The organism is Caballeronia mineralivorans PML1(12) (genome assembly GCF_001028175.1).
Classification (GTDB): domain Bacteria; phylum Pseudomonadota; class Gammaproteobacteria; order Burkholderiales; family Burkholderiaceae; genus Caballeronia; species Caballeronia mineralivorans.
In genome coordinates this window covers 84,968-102,683 of record NZ_AEJF01000085.1, presented here as the reverse complement: position 1 = coordinate 102,683, position 17,716 = coordinate 84,968, and the positions used below count along the sequence as shown (strand labels likewise).

Genomic DNA, 17,716 nt, shown 5'->3' with positions numbered 1-17,716 from the left:
GATATGCCCAAGACTGATTCCACAGAAGCTCAATCTCCCTCCCACGAATTTGGTCTCGACAAGATCGTGGCCGACTTGCGGGCGTCGCGCGAGCAATTGCATCGCACGCGCCATCCGCTTGGAATCCGCGAACTGCCGTCGCGCGAAGTGATCGTGAAGATCGTTAACGGGCTGCGCTCGGCGCTGTTTCCCACGCATTACGGCGCCGCCGACCTGACCGCCGAAAGCGTGGATTATTACGTCGGCCACACGCTCGAGAGCACCTTGCGCCTGCTCTCCGAACAGATCCGGCGAGCCTTGCGTTTCCTGCCGGAGAACCATGACCTGAGCGACGCCGAACTCGGCACGCATGCGTTCGAGCTCGCGCGTGAATTCGGCACGCAGTTGCCCGCCATTCGCGCGCTGCTTGTGAGCGACATCCAGGCCGCGTTCGCGGGCGATCCCGCTGCGCAGCACATCACGGAGATCCTGCTGTGTTACCCGGGCATCTGGGCCATGACGCATCATCGTCTGGCGCATGCGTTGCACAAGCTCGGCGTGCCCTTGCTGGGGCGTTTCATCAATGAGATCGCGCACTCGGCTACGGGTATAGACATCCATCCAGGCGCGACGATCGGGCCAAGCTTTTTCATCGATCACGGGACGGGCGTGGTGATCGGCGAGACCGCGGTGATCGGTCAACACGTGCGTGTGTATCAGGCGGTGACACTGGGTGCGAAGAGTTTCCCGGCGGGCAACGACGGCGTGCTGGTGAAGGGCAACGCGCGGCATCCGGTGGTGGAAGATCATGTGGTGATCTATGCCGGTGCGACCATTCTTGGGCGCGTGACAATCGGGCGTGGCTCGGTGATTGGCGGCAACGTGTGGCTCACGCATAGCGTGCCGCCGGGCAGCAATGTCTCGCAGGGCAAGATCCGCGAAGGCGGCGAAGGCGACGAAGGCGACGCGACGGATGAAGGCCGCGGCGCGTGAGCTTCTGATCCCGCTCAGCTATTCGATACGCTGAAGCCGCTCGAATGCCCGACGATCGAGAGGAATTCGCGGCGCGTGGAGGGGTCGTCGCGGAACGTGCCCAGCATCCGCGATGTCACCATCGACGCGCCCGCTTTATGCACGCCGCGCGTGGACATGCATTGATGCGTGGCTTCCAGGATCACGCCAACGCCTAGCGGTTGCAGGACTTCTTCGAGCGTATCGGCGATCTGCGCGGTCATCTTCTCCTGGATCTGCAGACGCTTGGCGAACGCATCCACCAGACGCGCCAGCTTCGAGATGCCCACTACCCGTTCACGCGGCAGATACGCCACATGCGCGCGGCCGATGATCGGCACCATGTGATGTTCGCAATAACTTTCGAAGCGAATGTCCTTGAGCACGATCATCTCGTCGTAACCCTGCACTTCGGAAAACGTACGCGCCAGGATGTCGTGCGGATTCTGCGTATAACCCGCGAAAAACTCTTCGTAGGACCGGATCACGCGCGAAGGGGTATCGACAAGACCCTCGCGGGCAGGGTCGTCCCCGGCCCAGCGGATCAGAACGCGAACGGCGGCTTCGGCTTCTTCGCGGCTCGGACGATCGCCATGATCAGCGTGATCCTGGATGTCCGAAGACGCGTTGGGGGAGTTGCGCGTGGCGCTCATCGAAGGCTCCAGATGCATGTAGCGAAGTCATGAAGCCGTCATTGTTCCACGTTTTACCGTTTGGAAGACCCCGGTGCTGTGTCGGGTATGTCGGGTTTTACCGCCGCCATGTGCCAGATGACCGAGTGGGAGCAGTTTTCGCCGGCCGAGCAGGACCGGCGGATCGAAGAAACGTATAGCAACGCGATCCGCCCGGCCGGTCCTGCATAACATCCAATCTGCTGCGTTTTACAGATTGCTCATCCCGCCATCGATGACCAATTCGCTGCCGACGGTGAAGCTCGATTCATCGGAGGCGAGGAACACTATCGCTTTCGCAATCTCGACCGGTTCGCCGAAGCGGCCAACCGGAATCTGGCTGCGGATGCTTTCGGCGACGCTGTCGAGTTGCTCCTTCGTCATCCCAAGCTTGCCGTAGATGGGTGTGGCGACCGGTCCCGGGCTCACCACATTCACGCGAATTCCACGCGATATCAACTCGCCCGACAAGGTCCGCGCCAACGAAATCAGTCCCGCTTTGGTGGCGGCATAGACACTTGAATTCGGCATGCCGATACGCGCATTGATCGAGCCGTTGAAGACGATGGACGCGGGTTTTGCGAACACAGGCAGCAGCGCCTGGATGAGGAAATACGGCCCTTTCAGGTTGACCGCGAAGGACCGGTCGAAGTCCGCTTCGGTCCATTGGTCGACCGGACGCAAGCCGACTACGCCTGCATTGACGAAAAGCACGTCGAGTTGGCCGAAGGTTTCGGCGACTTGAGCGGCGAGCCGCTTTTGATCGTCGACATTACCGGCATCTGCGCGCAGCACGATCACGTCCGGGCCGAGTTCCGCTTGCGCCGCTGCGATAGTCGCGGGGTTCGTGCCCGTCACGATGACACGAGCGCCTTCCGCTACGAATTGTTTGGCTGTTTCCAGGCCGATACCGCTGGTGCCGCCGGTGATCAAAGTACGTTTACCGTTGAGTCGGGTCATGATGTTTTTCCAGTAATCGATAGAAGACAATTTACGTGCGCGTGATGGAAGCGCCACCGTCCACGAGCGATGCCGTGCCGGTGACGAACGAGGAGTCGTCGGAGGCCAGATACAGCACCGAGCGCGCGAGTTCTTCCGGCGTCGCAACGCGCTTCAACGCGTGCAGGTTGGTGATGAAGGCCTGCGATTCGGCGGTGTCGTTCATGTCCCGATACATGGGCGTGTCGACGGCGCCGGGCAGCACTGCGTTCACGCGGATGTCTTGTGCGCCGTACTCGGCGGCCAGCGCTTGCGTGAGGCCGATCAGGCCGGCCTTGCTCGCCGCATACGACGCCGTGCCGGGGAATGCAAACGAATAACCGACGAAGGTCGACGTGAAGATGATCGAACCGCCGCCGTTTGCGAGCATCGCGGGGATCTGGTGTTTCGCGCCAAGGAACGCGCTCGTCAGGTTGATGGCAAGGGCGTTGTTGAACCCTTCCACCGAAACGGAGGTGGACGGTCCCATTTCGCCGAGCGTGCCGGCGTTGTTATAAGCGACGTCGAGGCAGCCGAATTTTTCGATGGCCAGCGCCACGACAGCCTTTGCGTATTCCTCCGATTGCACGTCGCCCGCGAGATACACGGCTTCGCCGCCGTCGGCTTTGATCTCGGCCACCAGCGTTTCCAGTTCGGCTGCGCGGCGTGCTGCCACGACCACTTTTGCGCCTTCCGCTGCGAACAATTTTGCCGTGGCGCGGCCGATGCCGGCGCTTGCGCCCGTGACGATCGCAACCTTTCCTGTGAGTCGATTCATGATGTTTCTCCGTTTTGTTCGGCTTGTCCGGCGCCCGATGCCCCGGTCCATGTGACGCAATGTAGGCGCAGCGGGAGCTTGCGAACAGGCACGGAAGATGGTCTTATCGTTCAGCTTTTGTGAATCTTGATTCCAGGATCGGCCGATCCTGCACCGGAGACGTCGGATGGACCGCTTACGCGCTTATGAGGTTTTCGTGGCGGTGGTGAAGCGCGGTAGCTTCACGCGCGCCGCCGATGCACTCGACACGTCGCCCGCGAACGTAACGCGTTATATCGTTGAACTGGAGGCGCATCTGGGGACGCGGTTGCTGAACCGGACGTCGCGGCGCTTGTCGCTGACGTCGGGTGGCGAGGCGCTTTACGAGCGCTGCGTTGCCATACTCGATGACCTTGCTGAGACCGAAGGGCTGGTGTCGTCGTCGACGGCTGAGCCGCGTGGACGGCTGCGGATCAATGCGCCGTTGAGCTTCGGCGTGTTGCAGCTTGCGCCGTTATGGCCGGAGTTCATGCGGCGTTATCCCGACGTGGAGCTGGATGTATCGTTGGTGGACCGGGTGGTGGATATTGTCGATGAAGGGTACGACCTTGCGATTCGCATTTCGCGCGCGGGGTCGATGGGCAATGCGGCGCGCAAGCTCGCTGCGTCGCGCAACGTGCTGTGCGCCGCGCCTGCCTATCTGGCGGGGCGCCGGTTGCCGGAGAGGCCGGCGGATTTGGGCGAGCACCGTTGTATCGGTTATACGTATGCCGCCAGTGGTGACGAATGGCAGTTTTTGGATGCCGATGAAAAGCCGCACAACGTGCGCGTGAATTGCCACATGCATACGAACAACGGCGATACGGCGCGCGCTGCGGCGCTTAGCGGGCTGGGGGTGATCTGGCAGCCGACTTTCATCATTGGGGATGACTTGCGCGCGGGGAGGCTGGTGGCGCTGATGCCGGCGTTTCATATGGCCGATATCGATGTGCTCGCGATGTACCCTAGCCGCCGGCATTTGAGTTCACGTGTGCGCGTGATGATCGATTATCTGGTTGATGTCATGGGTGGGGTGGCACCGTGGGATCGCTAGGGGTTTTTCGTTCGCACTCGGGGTTCTGGTTTTAGGGGGGTGGAGTTAACGGTCGAGGGTGATGCTGGGTTGCTGCTTTCGGCCTTAGCGGTCTGCTTGAGTTAGCTGATTTCTTTATCACTATTAGCCACTGTGCGTGGCGGCACGTCATTTCCAAAGCGACAAAGAAACGAAGCAAAGAAAGCGCTTTCAAACCATCGGCTGGTTAGTGTCCCTAGCGTGCAGGCCTCAGCTTTTGGCACCTGATAGCACGGTGCTTGCCAGACTGACGGATGTTTGAACCCCTCCTTCTCGCGAATCCTGACACGAACACGCTTCGCCCCCAACGCTCTCGGGCAAGCACCGCGCCCCACGGACCAGTGCGGCCTCACGCGTTTTTGTTGCTCTGTTGACGGCTGGTTGGCTGACTGTGTAGTCTGCTAGGTTATTTCTTGAGGTGGTTGTACGCGGATAGCGCGGGGTGTCCCTTAGGCAGGTTCAGTCACTGGTGGCGAAGCGTGTGGGTATCTGTGTTCGGAGAGGTCGGGCTTCAAACATTCTTGAGTCTGGCGAGCACCGTGCTATCAGGTGCCAGAAACTTCTAGCCTGCACGCTAGGGACACTAACTTGCCGATTGTTGGAAACGCGTTTCTTTGCTTCGTTTCTTTGCGCGTTTGCAAATCAGAAATGAAGTGCCGCCACGCGCAGTGGCTAATAGTGATAAAGAGAACAGTCAGCATAGACCGGCCACGGACGCCGAAAGCAGCAACCCGGCATCACCCCCGACCACTACGCCCCAAGACCCCACCAAACAGAACCCCGAGTGCGAACGAAAAAAACCGGAGATAAATACATGAACCCTTCGTGGCGCAACATGGACCGCACGACCCTCGACACGGCTTACAACAACGGCGATCCGCCGACGGACTTCAAGACGCGCAGCGCCACATTCTACGCAGCGCATCACGGCGAACTCGATGTGAAATACGGACCCGCCCCGCGCCAGCGCTACGATTTTTTCCCGGCAAGCAAGGGCGACCGGACAAACAATGGCGATCGGACACACACACCAACCTTCGTCTTCGTCCATGGCGGTTACTGGCAAAGCTGCGATAAAGAACTGTGCGCGTTCGTGGCAGAAGGGCCGCTCGGGCTCGGCATGAACGTAGTCATCGCGGAATACACGCTGGCACCGGACGCATCGATGACGCAGATTGTCGGTGAGATCGGACTGCTGCTCGACTTTCTCGCCGAACGCGGCCACTCGCCGCTCGTGCTTGGCGGCCACTCCGCCGGCGGTCATCTCACAGCCATGCATCGCGCTCATCCGGCAGTCAGGCACGCGCTGCCCGTCAGCGGTCTCTTCGATCTCGAGCCCATCGGCGCGGGCAGGTTGAACATCAAGCTGCAGTTGTCGGAGGGGGAAACCGCGCGCTTCAGTCCAATACGCCACATCACCCACGGTGCGCCGATGGTCGTCAGCGTCGGCGATGCCGAACGGCCCGAACTCATCCGCCATTCGCACGACTACGCACAGGCATGCGTTGAAGCCGGCGAGCGCATGGTCTACGTGCCGTTGCCGGCTGCGGACCATTTTTCCGTGCTCTATGACCTAGCCAAACCCGATGGCCTGCAACTCACAGCGCTCGCACAATTGATGCAGGGCTAATGCCAACGAATGCCCGGTGCCCATGTGAACGCGAACAAGGTGTTCAATGCGCGCCGAGTAATCCGAACACCGCCACGCCGGTCGACGTCCCCACATACACTTTCCCGTTCGCGATCATCGGCGTGATGAACTTGTTGCCCGGACCGAACTGGTCCCGCGAACCCGCCTGACTGCTGTTGTACAACTCCTTCGCCAGGTTGGTCGCATCGTACGCGTGCAGCACGGCAATATTGCCATTCTCCGCTGCCCACACAATGCCGTTCGACGCCCCGTTGGCCGAGATGCTCGGCGTCGCGCCGGGCGTGCCGAAACTGTTCGATGTCTGGTTGACCGGCGCCGTCGACAAGCGAGCCCCGCTGATCGCAAACGCCTTGATCTTGTCGCCCCACGCGCCGAAGTAAACGGTGTTGTTGAAGTACGCCGGCATGCTGAATACCGGACCGCTGATTTGTCCAGCCAGCTCCTGGTAAATGGCGTCCGCCACCGGGTTGTACTTGCCCAGCGAATCGCGGTTGACCATGTAGATGATTGAGTCCTTGCCCGCACCAAGAGCGAGATGATGAACGGTACCGCCGGCATCGGTGAGATCGGGTAGCACGAGCGCTCCGCCTGAACCCAGGTCCTCGTCGGCACTCGATTCCTGAATCGTATTCGACGCTTCGAAATAATCGGCCACCGTCAAACCCGTCGTCGTGCCCAGTCTCAGGAACGCATTGCCGTAGTCGCCCGATATCTGCACGCCCGCGGCGTTGACCGTGGCGTCGAAGCTGCCGTTTGCATCGAGCAGATAGATCGAGCTCCCGTCCGAGGCCATGCCCGCACCGCTCATCCAGATCGCCCCGCCAGACCCGTTCGGCGTGAGATTCAGCACGCTGGTTTGTTTGAGCGTGTCGGCGCTGTACGCGATGACCCAGCCTGTGTAAGGCTGGATGTCGCAATGCGATGTCCAGCCCGTGTAGATCACGCCGTTCAGCAATAGCAGCGACTGCCGCTCGGCATATTGTTTGGGATCGAAGATAACGCGCCCATTCGAGCTGTTCGCGCCGGTGCCCGGATACGACGCCGTAATCTCTGTAGGACCTCCGAGCAATTCCGCACCGGTCGTCACGTCCAGCGCATGAATCCTCTGGTGATACGCGCCCCCTGCGTCCTTTGACATGCCGACTACGTACATCACACCATTCGGGCCATGCGAACGGTCGATGACGGGCGTCGCCGTTACGCCGATAGTCGGAGAAATCTGGAAACAACCAAGGCTGTCGCTGGGCGTTTCGCCCGTGGCGAGCGTGGTCGTTTTCCACAATACAGTGCCCGCATCGGCGTCGAATGCATAAACGCTCGCGTTCTCAGTCGCGACGTAGAGCACGTTGTGCGTGCCACCCGCAATAGTCATGCTCGCGAGATACAGCGGCTCGGCGTCGACCGGGCCGTCGACCGAGTAGAACCCGAGCTTGCCGAACGTAGTGGAGTTCACCGTGGCCGGGCTCAGGGCGGTCTCGTTGAGATGCTGGCCCGTGCGCCGGATGTCGTTGTGATAGGTCGTGACGTCGACCACGTTGACGACCGGTGTGCCTGTGCCTGGCGTCGAGCCTGTGCTCGTGCCGGCAGGTGTAGTCGTACCACTGGGCGTGGTGGTGCTGGAAGGAGTCGTCGTTCCGGAAGGCGTGGTGGTCGTAGCCGAGGCTGCCGTAGTGCCGGACGCAGGAGTGGATGCGCTAGCTGGACCGGCGCCACCTGATGTAGCAGCAGCGCTGGTGGCCGAATCGCCGCCGCCGCTGCATCCGGCGAGTACAACCACGAACAGCACCACAAAGAAGCGATCTGGAAGAGGCGGGTGTTTCATGTGCATTCCCCTTTCTAAAGCATGTGGGGCCGGCGGTCAGGTACGGGATGGCGAGTATGTTCCGGTGGAGCAATAAGGATGCCGCAGCATCGGGAGAAGCCAACGCTTTGCGTAAAAAGCAGGGAGAGCGCAAATGAAAGCGCTATTCAGGAAATAACGTCCGGTTACGTTCCCTTTGGAAATGGCTTGCTGAGAAACTTCGATCCGGCGAGCCCGAAGCGCCAGGGCACGTCCATCGCCTTCGAGATGCCGATGCGCGGTCCGCTCACCAGCGCATATTCCTCCTCCGGCCCTTCGATGTAAAACGGCGCTTCAAGCAGCGACATGCCATTGTTCGCATGCGTGATGCCCAATGCCTGCGCGACGCGTCCCGGCCCCGAGCACAGCAGCTTCGCTGGTTCGAGGCCGCGTCGTTGACGCATTGCATCAAGACCGGTCAGCGGTTCGATCGCGCGGATCAGCACTCCGGCGCCGTGGCCTTCTTCGCGGCAAACGAAGTTAAGGCACCAGTGAATTCCGTATGAGCGATACACGTACGCGTGTGCGGGTGGCCCGAACATGACTGCGTTGCGAGGGGTGGGTCCGGAAAAGCTATGCGACGCCGGATCTTCGGGATCGTAGGCTTCAGTTTCGACTATCCTGCCGCCGACGCCATCGACGGTGAGGATCGCGCCGATCAGGCGACGCGCGACGTGTTCGGACGGGGCCGCGAAATCGATGGGTGCTGCAGTGCGGGATGGATTGAACGTCATTGAAGGGGGAGTTCGCGCTAGCGGGTTGTTCGGCGGGTTTTGCCGGCGGCCAGGTTTTTTTGTCCGCACCGGAAGTTCAAGGCTGGATTTTGCCGCCCCACAGACCGCGCGTCCACGGGCGCGCGGGAATCAGTCTTGGCCGCGGGAAGCCCACATGCGCCAGCAATCCCACCCTGCCGCGATCGAACTAAATTGCCCGACGAATTCGCTCCCGTGTCATCCCCTTCGATGCAAACCACCACACCATCGCCGCCGTCAGCGATACGGCGGCGGCCATTGCCATCGCGGTGTGCATGCCGCTTTCAAACCGATGCAAGGCCGCGATCATTGCGCCGAAAACCGCGACACCCAGCGCCGCGCCCGTCTGCCGCGCCGAGTTCAGCACACCGGCCGCAATGCCCGCGCGGTTTTTATCGACGGTATCCATTAGCGAGCTTGTCGCCATCGGCGTAATGAGGCCAGCGAAAAATCCGATCGCCGGCATGGGCAGCGCGATGAGCCAGTACGGCGAAGTGTCCGTCGACATCAGCATCGCGAGAAAGCCCGTCGTATAGAAACTCAGTGCAATGCAAATCGGCCAACGCGGACCCCAAACCCTGACGACACGCGCCGCCGACATGCTGCCCGCCGTCACCAGCGCGGTCAGTGGCAAGAAAGCGAGACCGGTCATCAATGGCGAGTAAGCCCGCACTTGCTGGAAATAAAGGCTGAGCGTGAAGATCAAGCCATAGAAGGTCAGCGCCGACACCATGGAGACGAACGCGGCACTGGAAAAAACCCGGTTCGCGAACAGGGACATGGGCAGCATGGGCTGCGATCGCTTCGATTCGATCGCAATAAAGCTTCCGCCGGCAAGCACGCTCACAGCGATCCCACTCAAGATCCACGGCGACCGCCATCCAAACGAATGCCCTTCTATCAGCACCGCGATCAACGTGCCCAAAGCCAGGATTGCCATCGCCTGACCGGCAAGATCGAGGTGCCGTGTCACCAGCGCCCGTTCATCGCGTGCAACCCGCGATGTCAGCCACAAGCCGATCCACCCGATCGGCAGATTCGCCAGGAAGATGCTGCGCCAGCCGAACATATGGATCAGGAAACCGCCGACCAAGGGCCCCCCGGCCATCGCCACGCCGCCACAACCCGCCCATAGGCCGATAGCGCGGCTGCGCTCAGCGCGATCGGTGTAGGCGCGGTTGATGAGCATCAGCGAACACGGCACCAGCATCGACGCACCGATCCCTTGCAACACGCGAGCGACCGTCAGCGCTGCCAGATTGGGTACGAGACCGCAGAGCCCGGAGGCCAGCGTGAACACAGCGAGGCCGGCGAAATAGACGTTCTTCGCGCCCAGCCGGTCGCCTAGTGCGCCGCCCGTCAACAGCAGGCTCGCGAAGCTGAGCGTGTAGGCGTTGACGACCCACTGCAGGCCTGCTGTATCGGTCGCGAGCGCATCGGCGATGCTGCCCAGCGCGACATTGACGACGGACGTATCGAGGATCACGACGATATAGCTGATGCTGGTCGCAGCGAGGACGCGGCGCTGAAGCGTTCGGGTATCGGGCACAGGGAAGTGTTTGCAGTGAGGCAGGAAATTCAGTGTAGGGGCGTCCTCATGCCGCAAGCTTCGACGCGTATCGAAGCATGCGGACGGGCGGGCGGATTATCATGGCGAGGTCATGAACGGAGAGTTCGTATGTCTCGTCATCCTGCGGTCTCGTCGGCCGCTTTTTTGATCGCTGATCCCACTCGCGCGACCATGCTCATGGTTTTGGCCGATGGCCGCGCGCAGCCAGCCGGTGAACTCGCCTACGCGGCCGGCGTGACGGCGCAGACAGCAAGTTCACATCTTGCGAAGCTTCTGGCCGGAGGGCTGTTATCGGTGGAAACGGAGGGACGGCATCGGTACTACCGGCTTGCCGGATCGCACGTTGCGCTGGCGCTTGAAAATCTTGCATCGATTGCACCGGGTGGAACGGTGCGTCGAATGCCGCGCAACAGGGAAGCCCGCGATCTGCAATTCGCTCGATGCTGCTATGACCATCTCGCCGGGGGCCTCGGCGTAGCCGTGACCAAGGCGCTGGAGGACCGCGCGTTGATCGTCGCCGCAGAGGATAAGCAGTTCAAAGTGACCGCAGATGGCATCGAATGGTTTAGCCGCATGGGGCTCGATATGGCCGCCCTGAAGCCCACACGGCGCGGCCTCGCGCGGCAATGTCTCGACTGGACCGAGAGGCGGCATCATCTGGCGGGGCCGCTGGGTGTCGCGTTCATGACGCAACTTTGCGCGAAGGGATGGGTGCGGCGTGTGAAGAATTCACGGGCCGTGCAGGTGACGCCGAAGGGATGGGCCGGGCTGAAGGAAGAGCTTGATGTCGATGAACGGTCGGTGCAAGTGCGTTTGCTTGCAGCTTCAACGAAAGAAGGCCGTTCCAGATGATTCCAGAACGGCCTTCTTGCTAATACGACAATCGCCTTACGCTGCTTTCGAAACCCCGTTATTTAACCGTTTCGAGCACCTTGCGGACCGTGCTGAAAATCTGCTCGATCTGGTCGTCTTCAATGATCAGCGGCGGCGAGAACGCAAGAATATCGCTTGTATAGCGCACCAGAACGCCCGCCTCGAAGCACTTCACGAACGCTTCGTACGCCCGCGCGCCCGGCGCGCCATCGCGCGATTCCAGCTCGATGCCGGCCACCATGCCGAGATTGCGCACGTCCTTCACGTAAGGCGCATCGCGCAACGCGTGGGCAGCGGCTTCGAACTTCGATGCCTTCGACGCCGCCCGTTCAAACAGTTGCTCGCGTGCATACAGGTCGAGCGTGGCGATGGCGGCAGCGGCCGCCATCGGATGCGCCGAATACGTGTAGCCGTGGAATAACTCGATACCGTTCGCCGCTCCCGCATTGACGATCGTGTCATGCACGTTGCGATGCGCGGCCACCGCGCCCATCGGAATGGCGGCGTTGTTGATGGCCTTTGCCAGCGTCATCAGGTCCGGCGTCACGCCGAAATATTCGGCCGCCGTCGCTTTGCCCAGCCGCCCGAAGCCTGTAATGACTTCATCGAAGATCAGCAGGATGCCGTGCTTCGTGCAGATCTCGCGCAGCTTTTGCAGATAACCCTGCGGCGGCACGAGCACACCTGTAGACCCCGCCAGCGGCTCCACGATCACCGCAGCGATCGTTGACGGATCGTGCAGCGCGACGATGCGTTCGAGTTCGTCGGCGAGATGCGCGCCCCATGCCGGCTGGCCTTTTGTAAACGCGTTGTGTTCAGGTGCGTGCGTGTGCGGCAGATGATCGACGCTTGGCAGCAACGCGCCCGAGAACGTCTTGCGGTTCGGCGCAATGCCGCCGACTGAAATGCCGCCAAAACCCACGCCGTGGTACCCGCGTTCGCGCCCGATCAGCCGCGTACGCTGGCCTTCGCCGCGTGCCCGGTGGTAGGCGAGGGCGATTTTCAGCGCTGTATCGACGGATTCGGAACCCGAGTTGGTGAAGAAGATGCGATCGAGGCCGTCCGGCATGATCGCGGCCACCTTCGACGCCGCTTCGAACGCCAGCGGGTGGCCCATCTGGAAGGTCGGCGCGAAGTCGAGCGTGGCGGCTTGCTGCTGGATCGCGGCAACGATTTCATCGCGGCAATGGCCTGCGTTCACACACCAGAGGCCGGCGCAGGCGTCCAGAATCTCGCGGCCATCGGTCGCGCGGTAATACATGCCCTTGGCGCCCTCGATCAGGCGCGGCGCAGCTTTGAACTGCCGGTTGGCGGTGAAGGGCATCCAGAACGACGAGAGGTCGTCGATGACGGGGCGCGAAGTCATGGGGAAATCTCCTGTTAGAACACGCAATGTAGTCCTCGATAAAAACCCGCGGCATAGACAGTTGTCCTGTCACGCAGAGAACCGTGCTGGCAAAATGGTGCAAACTGTATTGGTCTTATGCTTGGCCAACTAACCTGATGATCCTCCTTCCGGCGACTCATGATCGAACTTCAATTGGACCGTGACCGCGCGCAAGCCACGCTCGTCGAACAACTCGTGCGGGCGTTTTCGGGCGCCATCGAGCAGCAGGCGCTACGTGCAGGCGCGTTGCTGCCCTCGGTGCGCCAGCTCGCGCAGGCCGAGCGGCTCAGCACTTTCACGGTAACGGAAGCATATGGACGTCTTGTGTCGATGGGGCTCGTGGTCGCCCGGCGCGGCTCGGGGTATCGCGTGGCGGCGCGAGCCCAGGTAGCCCACAAGCGCGCCGTGGCGTGGCAACCGCCGAGCCTCACCGCCACCTGGCTCCTGTCCGACGTATTCGCCGATCAGTCCGTGCCGATCAAGGCCGGCTGCGGCTGGCTGCCCAACGAATGGGTCAACGAAAGCGGTTTGCATCATGCGTTGCGCGCGATCAGCCGCGTGCCGGCGGCACGCATGGCCGACTACGGGCACCCGTACGGTTTTGCGCCGTTGCGCGAGCGGATTGCCGAGCAACTGGACCGCCACGGACTGCCCGCCGATCCCGTCACGAATGTGTTGCTGACCGCCGGGGCCACACAGGCGCTCGACCTGATCGTGCGCACGCTGCTGCGTCCCGGCGATACGGTCATTGTCGAAGATCCGGGTTATTGCAACTTGCTGCAGATCCTTAAACTCGGCGGCCTGGTCGTGCTGGGCGTGCCGCGCACGCCGGCGGGTATCGACAACGACGTGCTCGAGCGGCTGGTTACCGAGCACAAGCCCAAGGCCATCTTCCTCAACACGACGCTGCAAAACCCGACCGGTGCGACCTTCGGCATGGCGGCGGCGTTTCGCCTGCTGCAGATTGCCGAACGCTCCGGCCTGTGGGTCGTGGAAGACGATGTGAGCCGCGAACTCGCGCCCGCCGGCGCGCCGCTGCTGGCCGCGATGGAAGGGCTGAACCGCGTGCTGTATGTCGGCGGCTTTTCGAAGACGATCACGCCGGGGTTGCGCAGCGGTTATGTGGTCGCCGAGCGCGACGTGCTGCGCGAACTGGCGCGTACGAAGATGGCGGTGGGGCTGACTTCATCGGCGGCGACGGAGCGCATTGTTGAAAAGGTGCTGACCGAAGGGCGGTATGCGCGCCACGTGGAAGCCGTGACCGAGAAGCTCAGGGACGCGCACGTGCAAGTGGAAGACCGCATGAATGCACTCGGGCTGGAGGTGTTTCATCGGCCGCGCGCGGGGTTGTTTCTATGGGCGCGGCTGCCGGTCGAACCGGAGCAGGCGAACGAACTGGCGACGCAGGCGCTGGAAGACGGCATCTGGCTGGCGCCTGGTTCGTATTTCCGCCCCGGGGACGCAGCGAGCGACTGGTTTCGCTTCAATGTGCCGTATTCCATCGACGACGCGTTGTGGGGGTTTGTCGAAAAGTGGATGGGACGCTAGTCGATCCAGCGGTGCCCGCGGATCGTCTCAATCCCCGGAGCACGTGCTTCATCGCCGGAATACGCCGAGCAGCAACGTTGCCAGGAAGATCACGATAAAGATGAAGAACAGGATCTTCGCGATTTCGGTTGCACCACTCGCGATACCGCCGAAGCCAAAAAACGCGGCGATGATCGCGATGATGAAAAAGATGACAGCGTATCGAAGCATGAAGCCCTCCAAAGGGGTCGATTATCGGTTTGGTTTGCGTGCTGGCTTGACGCCCCGCCGCCTTGTCTGCCTGAACTGGGCCGCTATGCAAAACGTGTTCTATGGCGACCGAATTTAGAGCAACCGCCGTGCCCAAGGCGCTCGATATCAGTAAATAGGGCTCAAAACATCCACCTGCAAAAAAGCCGCACTGCGTTGCGCGAGTGCGGCCTTGAATGACGCGCCCGGAGGCGCGGGAAGAAGGGAGAAAAATGTTATCGGCGGGGCTTGCCGGTGTCGGGTTCGTCGTCGAGGTCGTCTTCGTCGGCGTGATTTAGCGCGTCCGGCAGGTTGTTCTCGAGTTCATCGCGTTCGATTTGATCCGCGAGATCAAGGGACTTGCGTGTTGCGGGACCGGACGGCCGGTTTGCTCCAGACATGGCGTACTCCTTGGGAGATTTCAAAGCCGCGCCAACATGGCGCGAGTTGATCGGGCAGCAAGCTTCATACATGCCTGTCGATCCCCCGGATAACCGAGTGTGCGCATTTCTTGCCGCTTTTTTTAAGGCCAAAGTTGCAATCAGGCTGCATATTTTGCGCGACGGCAGGCAACAACCAGTATGCGCCGCTCACAAAAAAATAGGCTGGATCTGAACGCACGGATTGTTAAATCACACCGCCGGCAATGCAACGCTCGCGCCGCTGATTACGCAATTACGCAGGTACGTGCATCACGCGATTGCGCGCTCTACGATCGGATACAAAGACAGCACCAGCAGCGTGGCCATTGTCCAGTTGAAAACACGCAGCCAGCGCGGTTGCGTGAGCAACCGGCGCATCGATGTGCCGAACGCGGCCCAGATTGTGATGCACGGCAATCCGATTACGATGAACACCATCGCCATCAAGACGGCGTTCAGCGAAAAACTCGTGTGTAGATGGATGGTGGTAGCGGCCGTGAGCACCATCATCCATGCCTTCGGATTGATCCACTGAAACGCGGCAGCTTCAATGAAACGCATGGGCCGGCGTTCGCCGTCGCGAACTTGCATGGTCGACGACGTTGCGATCTTCCACGCGAGATACAGCAGGTAGGCAACGCTTGCGGTTTCAAGCACCGTGTAAGCCCACGTGAAACGCGCAAACGCCTGCGCCACGCCGAGACCGACGAGCATCATCAGGATGGCTACGCCCACGCTGATGCCGAGTATGTGCGGCACCGTGCGGCGCAAACCGAAGTTCACACCCGACGCGAGCAGCATGGTGTTGTTCGGACCGGGCGTGATCGTGGTGACGAGTGCGAACAGCACCGCGGCCGGGAGTGCGGTCAGTAAGGCGGCAGTGTCGAGATGCATGGTGTTTCCCAAGAGCCAAGAACAAGAGCGGACCGATAGATTCGGTAGCGTCAGTGTATGAGATGCGATCTGTACAGTACCGGTACAGATAAGTGGATCATTTCCTGTACGGTGGGGGCGGGGTTTTGCGCAGCGTTTAGTTGGTAGGACGTTTGCAAAAGTCGTTTTATGAACCCTGGCTTCATCGGCACGATCCATCCAACATCGCGTTCTGTTCGCGCGCGGCGAATCCGTTCAAACCCGAAGCGTTTTTTCAACCGGACCGCAATTGCGACAGCGTTCGGCATGCTGATCGTTTTAGTCTGCTGATCGATGGCTCCGATCATTTTCGTGTGGTGCGTGAAGCGATCGCGCGAGCGCCGCGAACGATGCTTATCCTCGGCTGGGATATCGACAGCCACTGAGACTCACGCGTGAAGGCGCCGACGATGGTTATGCCGAAGCGTACGGCTGCATCGATTGCTCAAGGATGCCGATACACGACCAGTATTGCCTGATGCCGCCGAGCATCACGCTCATGATCGCGACCTACCGTCTTGCAGTTGGCCGGGGCTGGGGCCGCTTTTATGCGAGGTGAGCCTATGACATCGATGCACGAGGTTCGTATGGAAGACATGCGCGGTGCGAAGTCGACACCTTCGCGAGGCATCCGGATCGCGACGTACAACGTGCATGGTGCGGTCGGTCTCGACGGCAAGCTCGCGCCTGAACGCATCGCGGCGATGCTCGCGGAGATCGATGGACTTTTCCCACGCGTGTCGACGTGCATCGAAGTCCGCTTGCATGGGTGGCATCGGATCACTATCCGTTGATCGCGGAGCTATCCGTGTCGCTATAAAAATGACGCTCGTAACGAAAACCCCTTGAAAAGCAGGTTAGAAACACAAAAAGACTCGCACGAAGTTCAATGTCGCTTGTAGAATCCGGCGTTGATACGGATGCACTCACGCAGCCGTATTCTAAAAACACTGACCTCAACAGGTAGGAGAAACATGCCGACTTCCGCAAAAACCGCTGCCAAGAAAGCTGCGACCAAAACTGCAACGAAGACTGCAGCAGCACCCGTCAAGAAAGTCGCTGCCAAGAAGGCTGCATCGACGCCGGCTACTGTGGCGAAGAAAGCAGCGGTGAAGACGACGGCAACGTTGTCGCCGATCAAGGACACGTTCACGAAGGCATCGCTCGCCGCGCATCTGGCGGACCGTGCGACTGTCGACCTGAAAGCGGTCAAGGCTGTTCTGTCGGCACTCGAGGACACCATCCTCGGCGCCGTGCATAAGAAGGGCGCGGGTGAGTTCACGCTGTCGGGCCTCTTGAAGATTTCGGCGCAAGTCGTGCCGGCCAAGAAGAAGCGCTTTGGCAAGGATCCGTTCTCGGGTGAAGACCGTTGGTTTGCAGCGAAGCCGGCGAGCGTGCGCATCAAGGCACGTGCGTTGAAGAAGTTGAAGGACGCCGCAGCCTAAGCTGACGGAAAAGCATCGCAGGACTATGGCAGCGCAGGTGTGGGGGCGAACCGTAGTCGAAAAAAATGGCCGGTTTCCGCGAGGAAACCGGCCATTTTTTTGTGTGCGGGACTGGACATCAACAGCGGTCGAACGGGTTGGATGACGTGTAAACAGCGGTTCGGATCGGGTTTCGCGCGGCTGAATGCAAAGCGTAGCGCGCGGTCTTGACCAGACCGACTCTTCGAGAATAACCGTCGATGGTTCCGGTTCGCTTTGGCAGCTCGCTTCATAGTCGACGATGCGTGAATCGAAGCGCTGGACGGCGCGAAGGAGGCGAGGGGAGAACGTGCGCCGAAGCGCGCGATAAGCTGATCGCGTTGAGCGGAATTCGCGCGAGCGAGCGCTCGCAGTTCATCGATGGGGATGCCGACGAAAAGATTGAGCAGAAAGTTGCTTATACGTATCACCTGATGCCGAACATCGACTTCAAGGCGCTTGATGATCATGCGAAGTTCGCAAGCCATCGCCATCGAGCTCCTGTTCGGCCGATCACCACGCTGGCTTACCTGACGCTGAAGCATCGGGGAATACAGACACTT

At 60.8% G+C, this 17,716-nt stretch carries 19 protein-coding genes; 8 read left to right on the top strand and 11 right to left on the bottom strand.

Annotation, left to right across the window (positions count from 1 at the left end; translation table 11 throughout):
• Window positions 1-3 precede the first annotated feature (3 nt).
• Window positions 4-972, top strand: a complete 969-nt coding sequence (epsC, locus tag EOS_RS13055) for a serine O-acetyltransferase EpsC (protein WP_047847056.1) — start codon at window positions 4-6, stop codon at window positions 970-972.
• Between the two features lie 14 nt (window positions 973-986).
• Here the strand turns inward: epsC and folE are convergent, their stop codons facing one another.
• Window positions 987-1,643, bottom strand: a complete 657-nt coding sequence (gene folE / locus EOS_RS13050; RefSeq protein WP_047847055.1) for a GTP cyclohydrolase I FolE — start codon at window positions 1,641-1,643, stop codon at window positions 987-989.
• 60 nt (window positions 1,644-1,703) lie between these two features.
• Between folE and EOS_RS47050 the strand changes: the two genes are divergently transcribed.
• Window positions 1,704-1,853 (top strand): hypothetical protein, encoded by a 150-nt coding sequence (locus tag EOS_RS47050; RefSeq protein ID WP_160312494.1) that lies wholly within the window; start codon window positions 1,704-1,706, stop codon window positions 1,851-1,853.
• Window positions 1,854-1,871: 18 nt separating this feature from the next.
• Here the strand turns inward: EOS_RS47050 and EOS_RS13045 are convergent, their stop codons facing one another.
• Entirely contained in the window at window positions 1,872-2,621 is a 750-nt protein-coding gene (locus tag EOS_RS13045) for an SDR family oxidoreductase (RefSeq protein ID WP_047847054.1), read from the bottom strand.
• Window positions 2,622-2,652: 31 nt separating this feature from the next.
• Window positions 2,653-3,417 carry an SDR family oxidoreductase gene (locus EOS_RS13040; protein ID WP_047847053.1) on the bottom strand — a complete coding sequence of 255 codons (765 nt, stop codon included), beginning with the start codon at window positions 3,415-3,417 and terminating at the stop codon, window positions 2,653-2,655.
• Between the two features lie 166 nt (window positions 3,418-3,583).
• Here EOS_RS13040 and EOS_RS13035 point away from each other — a divergent pair, with 166 nt between their 5' ends.
• Window positions 3,584-4,489 carry a LysR family transcriptional regulator gene (locus EOS_RS13035; protein WP_047847052.1) on the top strand — a complete coding sequence of 302 codons (906 nt, stop codon included), beginning with the start codon at window positions 3,584-3,586 and terminating at the stop codon, window positions 4,487-4,489.
• Window positions 4,490-5,321: 832 nt separating this feature from the next.
• Entirely contained in the window at window positions 5,322-6,137 is an 816-nt protein-coding gene (locus EOS_RS13030; RefSeq protein WP_047847051.1) for an alpha/beta hydrolase, read from the top strand.
• A gap of 43 nt (window positions 6,138-6,180) precedes the next feature.
• Here EOS_RS13030 and EOS_RS13025 read toward each other — a convergent pair whose 3' ends face one another.
• From EOS_RS13025 to EOS_RS13015, 3 genes are all read right to left on the bottom strand, one after another.
• Window positions 6,181-7,980, bottom strand: a complete 1,800-nt coding sequence (locus tag EOS_RS13025; RefSeq protein WP_075645324.1) for a PQQ-binding-like beta-propeller repeat protein — start codon at window positions 7,978-7,980, stop codon at window positions 6,181-6,183.
• A gap of 164 nt (window positions 7,981-8,144) precedes the next feature.
• Window positions 8,145-8,732, bottom strand: a complete 588-nt coding sequence (locus tag EOS_RS13020; protein WP_047847050.1) for a DNA-3-methyladenine glycosylase — start codon at window positions 8,730-8,732, stop codon at window positions 8,145-8,147.
• A 187-nt stretch (window positions 8,733-8,919) separates the two neighbouring features.
• Window positions 8,920-10,299, bottom strand: coding sequence for an MFS transporter (locus EOS_RS13015; protein ID WP_047847049.1), 1,380 nt, complete (start codon window positions 10,297-10,299; stop codon window positions 8,920-8,922).
• Between the two features lie 129 nt (window positions 10,300-10,428).
• Between EOS_RS13015 and EOS_RS13010 the strand changes: the two genes are divergently transcribed.
• Window positions 10,429-11,172 carry an ArsR/SmtB family transcription factor gene (locus tag EOS_RS13010; RefSeq protein WP_047847048.1) on the top strand — a complete coding sequence of 248 codons (744 nt, stop codon included), beginning with the start codon at window positions 10,429-10,431 and terminating at the stop codon, window positions 11,170-11,172.
• A 58-nt stretch (window positions 11,173-11,230) separates the two neighbouring features.
• On the opposite strand, the gene EOS_RS13005 is transcribed toward EOS_RS13010, so the two are convergent.
• Window positions 11,231-12,559, bottom strand: coding sequence for an aspartate aminotransferase family protein (locus tag EOS_RS13005; RefSeq protein WP_047847047.1), 1,329 nt, complete (start codon window positions 12,557-12,559; stop codon window positions 11,231-11,233).
• A 159-nt stretch (window positions 12,560-12,718) separates the two neighbouring features.
• On the opposite strand from EOS_RS13005, the gene EOS_RS13000 reads away from it, so the two are divergent.
• The gene (locus tag EOS_RS13000; protein WP_047847046.1) at window positions 12,719-14,128 is read left to right on the top strand and encodes an aminotransferase-like domain-containing protein; all 1,410 of its coding nucleotides are present in this window, start codon (window positions 12,719-12,721) and stop codon (window positions 14,126-14,128) included.
• Between the two features lie 48 nt (window positions 14,129-14,176).
• On the opposite strand, the gene EOS_RS44390 is transcribed toward EOS_RS13000, so the two are convergent.
• From EOS_RS44390 to EOS_RS47040, 4 genes are all read right to left on the bottom strand, one after another.
• Complete coding sequence (locus tag EOS_RS44390) at window positions 14,177-14,338, bottom strand: DUF1328 family protein (protein WP_031363615.1); 162 nt, start codon at window positions 14,336-14,338, stop codon at window positions 14,177-14,179.
• Window positions 14,339-14,592: 254 nt separating this feature from the next.
• The gene (locus tag EOS_RS47045) at window positions 14,593-14,757 is read right to left on the bottom strand and encodes a hypothetical protein (RefSeq protein ID WP_160312493.1); all 165 of its coding nucleotides are present in this window, start codon (window positions 14,755-14,757) and stop codon (window positions 14,593-14,595) included.
• Between the two features lie 291 nt (window positions 14,758-15,048).
• Window positions 15,049-15,672 (bottom strand): LysE family translocator, encoded by a 624-nt coding sequence (locus EOS_RS12990; protein WP_047847045.1) that lies wholly within the window; start codon window positions 15,670-15,672, stop codon window positions 15,049-15,051.
• 50 nt (window positions 15,673-15,722) lie between these two features.
• Entirely contained in the window at window positions 15,723-16,073 is a 351-nt protein-coding gene (locus tag EOS_RS47040; protein WP_160312492.1) for a hypothetical protein, read from the bottom strand.
• Window positions 16,074-16,253: 180 nt separating this feature from the next.
• Here EOS_RS47040 and EOS_RS48035 point away from each other — a divergent pair, with 180 nt between their 5' ends.
• Window positions 16,254-16,484, top strand: coding sequence for an endonuclease/exonuclease/phosphatase family protein (locus tag EOS_RS48035; protein ID WP_235442799.1), 231 nt, complete (start codon window positions 16,254-16,256; stop codon window positions 16,482-16,484).
• Between the two features lie 180 nt (window positions 16,485-16,664).
• The gene (locus EOS_RS12975) at window positions 16,665-17,135 is read left to right on the top strand and encodes an HU family DNA-binding protein (RefSeq protein WP_047847042.1); all 471 of its coding nucleotides are present in this window, start codon (window positions 16,665-16,667) and stop codon (window positions 17,133-17,135) included.
• Window positions 17,136-17,716 lie beyond the last annotated feature (581 nt).